We start from the raw sequence: 5,716 nt of genomic DNA on the forward strand, positions 1-5,716 counted from the left end.
TCGCGAAGTATCGATAGAAACGATCATGAAGCGGCGGGCGCAGGTTCTGGACCGTGAGGCCATAGGGTCGGAAATTGCGAGCCTGTCGAAGCTGGATATTGATGAACTCCGTGAGCGCTGGAAAGCCATGTTCGGAAAGGCGCCGTCGCGCGATATCGGCCGGTCCTTCCTGACGCGCGCGATTGCATATCGCCTTCAGGAAAAAGCTTTCGGCGGACTCAAACCCTCGACGCAGCGCCTGCTCGCAGAGTTCGCCAGTGATGGCGCTAACGGGTCGGCTTTGGCTGCGGCACCGTCTCGCATCGTGCAGCCCGGCGCGGTGCTGATGCGTGAATGGCGCGGTATCAGCCATCAGGTAAGCGTTCTCGAAAAGGGATTTTGTTTCCGGGGCAACGGTTACCGTTCGCTCTCGGAAGTCGCGCGCGAGATTACGGGGACTCGATGGTCGGGGCCGTTGTTCTTCGGCCTCAAGCGATTACAAGAAGAGACCCGCGATGGAACACGCTAAGTCGCGAACACGACGCTGCGCGATCTACACGCGCAAGTCCTCTGAAGAAGGACTCGAACAGGACTTCAACTCGCTGCACGCGCAGCGCGAAGCGTGCGAGGCGTTTATCAAAAGTCAGACGGGCGAGGGCTGGCGGCTCGTCAAAACCGCCTATGATGACGGCGGCCTTTCGGGCGGGACAATGGAGCGGCCCGCCCTACAGCGCCTATTGGAAGATATCCGGCGGAGACTTGTCGACGTGGTGGTCGTCTACAAAGTCGATCGCCTGACCCGCTCGCTGGCTGACTTCGCCAAGATGGTCGAGGTGTTCGACGCGCACGACGTTTCGTTCGTCTCGATCACTCAGCAGTTCAACACGACGACCTCAATGGGCCGACTTACGCTCAACGTCCTGCTGTCATTCGCGCAATTCGAGCGTGAGGTAACGGGCGAGCGGATTCGTGACAAGATCGCCGCCTCCAAGCGCAAGGGAATGTGGATGGGCGGGGTGACGCCGCTGGGCTATGACGTCCGCGATCACAAGCTGGTGGTCAACCCGGCGGAAGCCGCGACGGTGAAACACATTTATCAGCGATATCTGGAACTCGGTTCCGTCCGGCTCCTGAGAAACGATTTGGAGCGCCGCGAGATAGTCTCCAAGGTCCGGGTGTCGAAAAACGGCGTGCGATCGGGAGGCCGGCAATTTTCGCGCGGAGCTCTCTACCAGATGCTGTCGAACCCGATTTACCTCGGCGAAATCCGTCACAAGAAGGAACGCCATCCAGGGCAACACCAGCCGATAGTGAGCCGCGAGCTGTGGGAGAAGGTCCAGCGACGCTTGCGCGATCAGGCCGCCACTCATCGCGAACGCCCGACCAAGGCGCCGACCAGCCCGCTTGCGGGGAAACTGTTCGACGAGAACGGCAAGCCCCTATATGTGCAGGGCGCGGTAAAAGGCGCGCGCCATTATCGCTACTACGTCTCTCGTGAACTGGTGAGGGGCTCCGCAGAATATACTGACCGCGGGTGGCGCGTAGCTGCACCGGAGCTTGAGCGAGCCGTTCGCGCTGCGACTCTGCAGATTCTCGGCGATCGAGCGGCGATCGCCGGAGCGATTGAAGAACTCAACATCGATGCGAGCCGACTGCCTTCCATATTCAAGGCCGCCGAGGCTTGGATTAAAGGCCTACGGTCCGAAACGGAAGCCTCACCCGCGCTTGTCCGGCTAATCGAGCGCGTGGAACTCAAGCAGGACGGGATCCAAGTTTCGATCAAATTGCCGATCCCGGCCAGCGATGATCGAGATCCCGCGACCGCGAACGAACTTGCCCTCACCCGATTCGTCCCGATGCGGATGAAGCGACGCGGCGTTGAGATGCGGCTGATCATTGATGGTGACGCCACATCCTTGGCCCGTGTCGATCTACCGCTGCTCGACGCGACCGCCCGTGCGTATCGATGGTCCAACGATCTACTGGAGGGCCGAGCAAGGTCGATCGGCGAGATCGCCAAGCGAGAACATCTTACCAGCCGTCACGTGCGACGCGTGATGCGGCTGGCGTTTCTGGCGCCCAGGATCGTCGAGGCGATCGCCGAAGGCCGCCAGCCTGCGGACCTCAGCGCCATCGCGATGACCCAAAGAATCGAACTGCCCCCGCTCTGGAGCGCGCAGCAGCAAGCGCTCGACATCCGATAGACTTAGGCGTCGGAGTTCCTTTCGTTAGGCGTTCTTCCCGAGTGCGTACCGGGTCTCTTCAAGATGGTCTGCCGGTTCGCAGATGGACATGCCAAAATCGCCAACAGAGAATTTTCTCGATTTTTGCGCTCAGCCGCGGCCGGTGGCATTCTCCGGGTCCGCGGCCGCGCGTGAATCGCGCCCCACGCGCCGATTTCATCGCTTCTCCAAAATGTAGGAAAACATGCCAGACTGTTTGGCGGAGAGGGAGGGATTCGAACCCTCGGTACCGGTTACCCAGTACGCCAGATTAGCAATCTGGTGCCTTCGACCACTCGGCCACCTCTCCGCAATGGAAATATCCGCGCGCAATCGCATAGTTACGCACTTTTCGGAGCATTCGCAACGTTGCCATCAACCGTGAAAGTGTCTTTTTTGTGTCTGGCTGGACCGGTTCCTAAAATCGCGCCAGCCAGTTTCTTGATCGAGTCGGTCGGTGTCTTTGAGAAATAGTGGCTTTAAACTTTCAACGTGATCGCCGCCGACGAATGCCCGAGTAAATGCTGAACCTCGGTCACGGGCGATCCGGCCATGATCAGTACGCTCGCGAAACTGTGCCGCAGGGAATGCACATTGACCCGCCGCAGTTTGGCGCGGCGCAACGTGGGCCGCAGGCAGCCCTTCAGCGTTCGAGAACGGTGCAGCGCCGTGCCGTCGGGCGCTGGGAAAACCAAGTCGGCGCTGCTCGGCGGGCATTGCAGTTTCCAAGCGCGCAGGATCGAAACCAGCGCAGCCGGGATCGGGATTGTGCGCTTCGACGTTCTGGTCTTCGGCGGAAAGTATCTCGCGCTCATCGGCCCGGGCTTCTCGCGCGTGCCATCCTCGGCCTTCGCGGATAGTACGCGCGCCCATGTCGCCGTTCGCCCGACTTCAATCTTGCTGCCGACCAGATCGACTTCGCTCCACCGCAACGACAGCGCCTCGCCTTGGCGCATCCCGGTCAGCGCGACTGTCGTCAGGAACGCACGGTCGAATCCCGCTGCCGCATGGCTGAGCAGCAACGCAACTTCATCGGCGTTCAGCACCTTGGCCGGATCAACTGTCCCGCTGTCGCTCTCATCGTCGCCATCCAGTATCTCCTTGGCCTTTGCGGCAACTGAAGGAAGATCGTCCGTCGGGTTCTCGCGGATTTGCTTGTGCCGACGAGCCATCTCAAGAACGCGCCCGAGGACCGCAATGATTGCGTTCGTGTTGCAGTGGCCGGTTTTCCCGAAAAGCTCGGCGCGAAACTTCTCGCAGGTCTGAACGTCGATGCGCGCGGAATCTTTCAGCGGGAATCTCTATCGAGCGGGGTGTTGAGGCGAACCTGGCAGCGAACCGGCAGTCGATGTCCGATTTGCAGCGCGGTCGGGCGACGATGGCGCGTGAGAATGCGGCGCCGGCTTCAGGATCGCGGCGGCGCGCGACGTGAGGCTAGCGGAAAAAGCTAATATTGGCTCGACGTAATAAGCTAATTATGGTACAACGTATTAAGCTAATTATTGTACAGCACAAAAAGCTAAATCTGAGGATTCGCGCTGATGGCTACACCGCCCGAAAAACTCGCACAGTCCCTGGAAATCCTGAGGAAGCTCCAGACTTCCAATGGCGCAGCCGCCATCCGGGCAAGGGACCTGTCGCGCACGCACAGGGAGCGCCTTTTGGCCAATGGCTTTCTCCAGAAGGTCATAAAAGGCTGGTTTATCCCGAGCCGCCCGGACGAAGTGAAGGGCGAGAGCACGGCCTGGTATGCGTCGTTCTGGCGCTTTTGCGCTGTCTATCTGGAAGAACGTTTCGGCGCGAAGTGGTGTCTCTCGCCCGAACAGTCCTTATCCCTGCATGCGGGTAACTGGACCGTGCGCGGGCAACTCCTGGTGAGGTCGCCGGGAGCCCGCAACAAAGTCACCCGACTTCCGCATGGCACATCTCTGCTGGATCTTCGCGCCGCACTGCCTGCCGCTGGAGACCGGGTGGGAAAGGAAGGCCTTCGCATGTTCTCGGCGGAATCTGCCCTGATCGAGTGCTCTCCTGATTATTTTTCGAACAACTCGACGGATGTCCGTACTGTACTGCTGATGATACGCGATGCCTCCGGCCTTCTTGCCCGGCTTCTGGAGGGGGGGCACACAGTGATTGCCGGCCGTCTGGCCGGCGCCTTGCGCAACATCGGGCGCGACCGCATGGCGGATGATATTGTGAAGACGATGTCCGCTGCCGGGTACGCAGTGCGTGAAAACGATCCCTTCACGGACAAACCATCCCTGGTCATCTCGGCCCGCGAAAGATCTCCCTATGTGAACAGGATACGGTTGTTGTGGCAGAAGATGCGGGAGCCGGTTATTGGCCGCTTCCCGAAAGCGCCGGGTCTGCCGCGCAATATCGAGGCATACATGAAGCGCGTCAACGACGCCTATGTCACAGATGCGTATCATTCGCTGTCGATCGAGGGCTATCGCGTCACTGCTGAGCTGATTGAACGTGTCCGCAGCCGCATATGGAATCCCGAGACGCAAGAAGGCGACCGGGAACAGCGCAACGCCATGGCGGCGCGCGGTTACTGGCAGGCTTATCAAGTTGTGGAGAAAAGTGTCGGCAGGGTTCTGCGGCGCGAGAATCCCGGTCTGGTCGCAGACGAGGATCACGGGACGTGGTATCGAGAACTGTTCGCGCCGAGCGTCACCGCCGGTCTGCTGAAACCCGCCGACCTTGCCGGTTATCGCAACAGCCAGGTTTACATTCGGAAGTCCATGCATGTGCCACTTAACTGCGAGGCGGTGAGGGATGCTATGCCGGCTTTTTTCGATCTGTTGCGCGAAGAAACCGAACCGGCCGTGCGCGTGGTGCTGGGGCATTTTGTATTCGTGTACATCCATCCTTACATGGATGGAAACGGCCGGATCGGGCGTTTTCTGATGAACGTGATGATGGCGTCGGGCGGCTATCCCTGGACGGTCATACCCGTCGGAGACCGCAACATGTATGTCGAGGGCCTCGAAAAGGCGAGTGTCGGAGAAGATATTGTCCCGTTCACGAAGTTCCTGGCCGGGCTGGTGCGTAAAGGATTGGCCGGCGAACCGTTGCCGGCCGTGCCGAAAGCTTCTTCATGAGAGCCTTTGAGGGCGAGGTGACAATCGGAATTTGATTCGCGAGCTCCTGTTTGCGCGGATGTTGTTACGACGTGATCGATGGTGATCGCCCCGGGACTCATTGCTGATCAGCGGCGCCGTGTGAACCCCCTGTCGTACAAGGAATTCAACGTTCATTATGATCGTCTATGATCGAGACCACCGGGGAATAGCCTAGACAGGTGACACACGATTGGAACCCGGATTTCCATTTTCCAAGTGTACTACTAATGTGGTAAGAGCTAGCAGAGCCATTGACAGACATAGGTTTGGACGCGATCGGGGGCGGTGAGGAGGTGGAGTGGCGGTGGGTGAGACAGAAAATCAGCCCTTTCAGCTCTCCTTCAATAGCTCGTTGAAGGTCGATTTTCAAGGTTCAGCGGTGACCTC

Annotated in this window: 4 protein-coding genes and 1 tRNA gene; 3 read left to right on the forward strand and 2 right to left on the reverse strand. The window is 59.4% G+C overall.

Going from position 1 to position 5,716, the window contains the following annotated elements:
- Positions 1-508, forward strand: a 508-nt coding sequence (locus tag VIO10_RS06285) for a DUF2924 domain-containing protein (RefSeq protein WP_331961025.1), incomplete at its 5' end; no start/stop codon positions are given.
- Positions 495-2,183 (forward strand): recombinase family protein, encoded by a 1,689-nt coding sequence (locus tag VIO10_RS06290; RefSeq protein ID WP_331961028.1) that lies wholly within the window; start codon positions 495-497, stop codon positions 2,181-2,183. The genes VIO10_RS06285 and VIO10_RS06290, both read left to right, overlap by 14 nt.
- 236 nt (positions 2,184-2,419) lie before the next feature.
- Here VIO10_RS06290 and VIO10_RS06295 read toward each other — a convergent pair.
- Both VIO10_RS06295 and VIO10_RS06300 read right to left on the reverse strand, forming a co-directional pair.
- Positions 2,420-2,511, reverse strand: a tRNA-Ser gene (locus tag VIO10_RS06295).
- Between the two features lie 169 nt (positions 2,512-2,680).
- Complete coding sequence (locus tag VIO10_RS06300) at positions 2,681-3,373, reverse strand: site-specific integrase (RefSeq protein ID WP_331961031.1); 693 nt, start codon at positions 3,371-3,373, stop codon at positions 2,681-2,683.
- A gap of 369 nt (positions 3,374-3,742) precedes the next feature.
- Here VIO10_RS06300 and VIO10_RS06305 point away from each other — a divergent pair, with 369 nt between their 5' ends.
- Entirely contained in the window at positions 3,743-5,308 is a 1,566-nt protein-coding gene (locus VIO10_RS06305; protein ID WP_331961034.1) for a Fic family protein, read from the forward strand.
- The last annotated feature ends 408 nt before the right edge of the window (positions 5,309-5,716 follow it).

The sequence above is a fragment of the Candidatus Binatus sp. genome, assembly GCF_036567905.1.
Classification (GTDB): Bacteria; Desulfobacterota; Binatia; order Binatales; family Binataceae; genus Binatus.

Bases quoted from the DNA above. Each gene is read 5' to 3' on its own strand.
- VIO10_RS06300 (WP_331961031.1), bottom strand. From the start codon at position 3,373: ATGGCTCGTCGGCACAAGCAAATCCGCGAGAACCCGACGGACGATCTT.
- VIO10_RS06305 (WP_331961034.1), top strand. From the start codon at position 3,743: ATGGCTACACCGCCCGAAAAACTCGCACAGTCCCTGGAAATCCTGAGG.
- VIO10_RS06290 (WP_331961028.1), top strand. From the start codon at position 495: ATGGAACACGCTAAGTCGCGAACACGACGCTGCGCGATCTACACGCGC.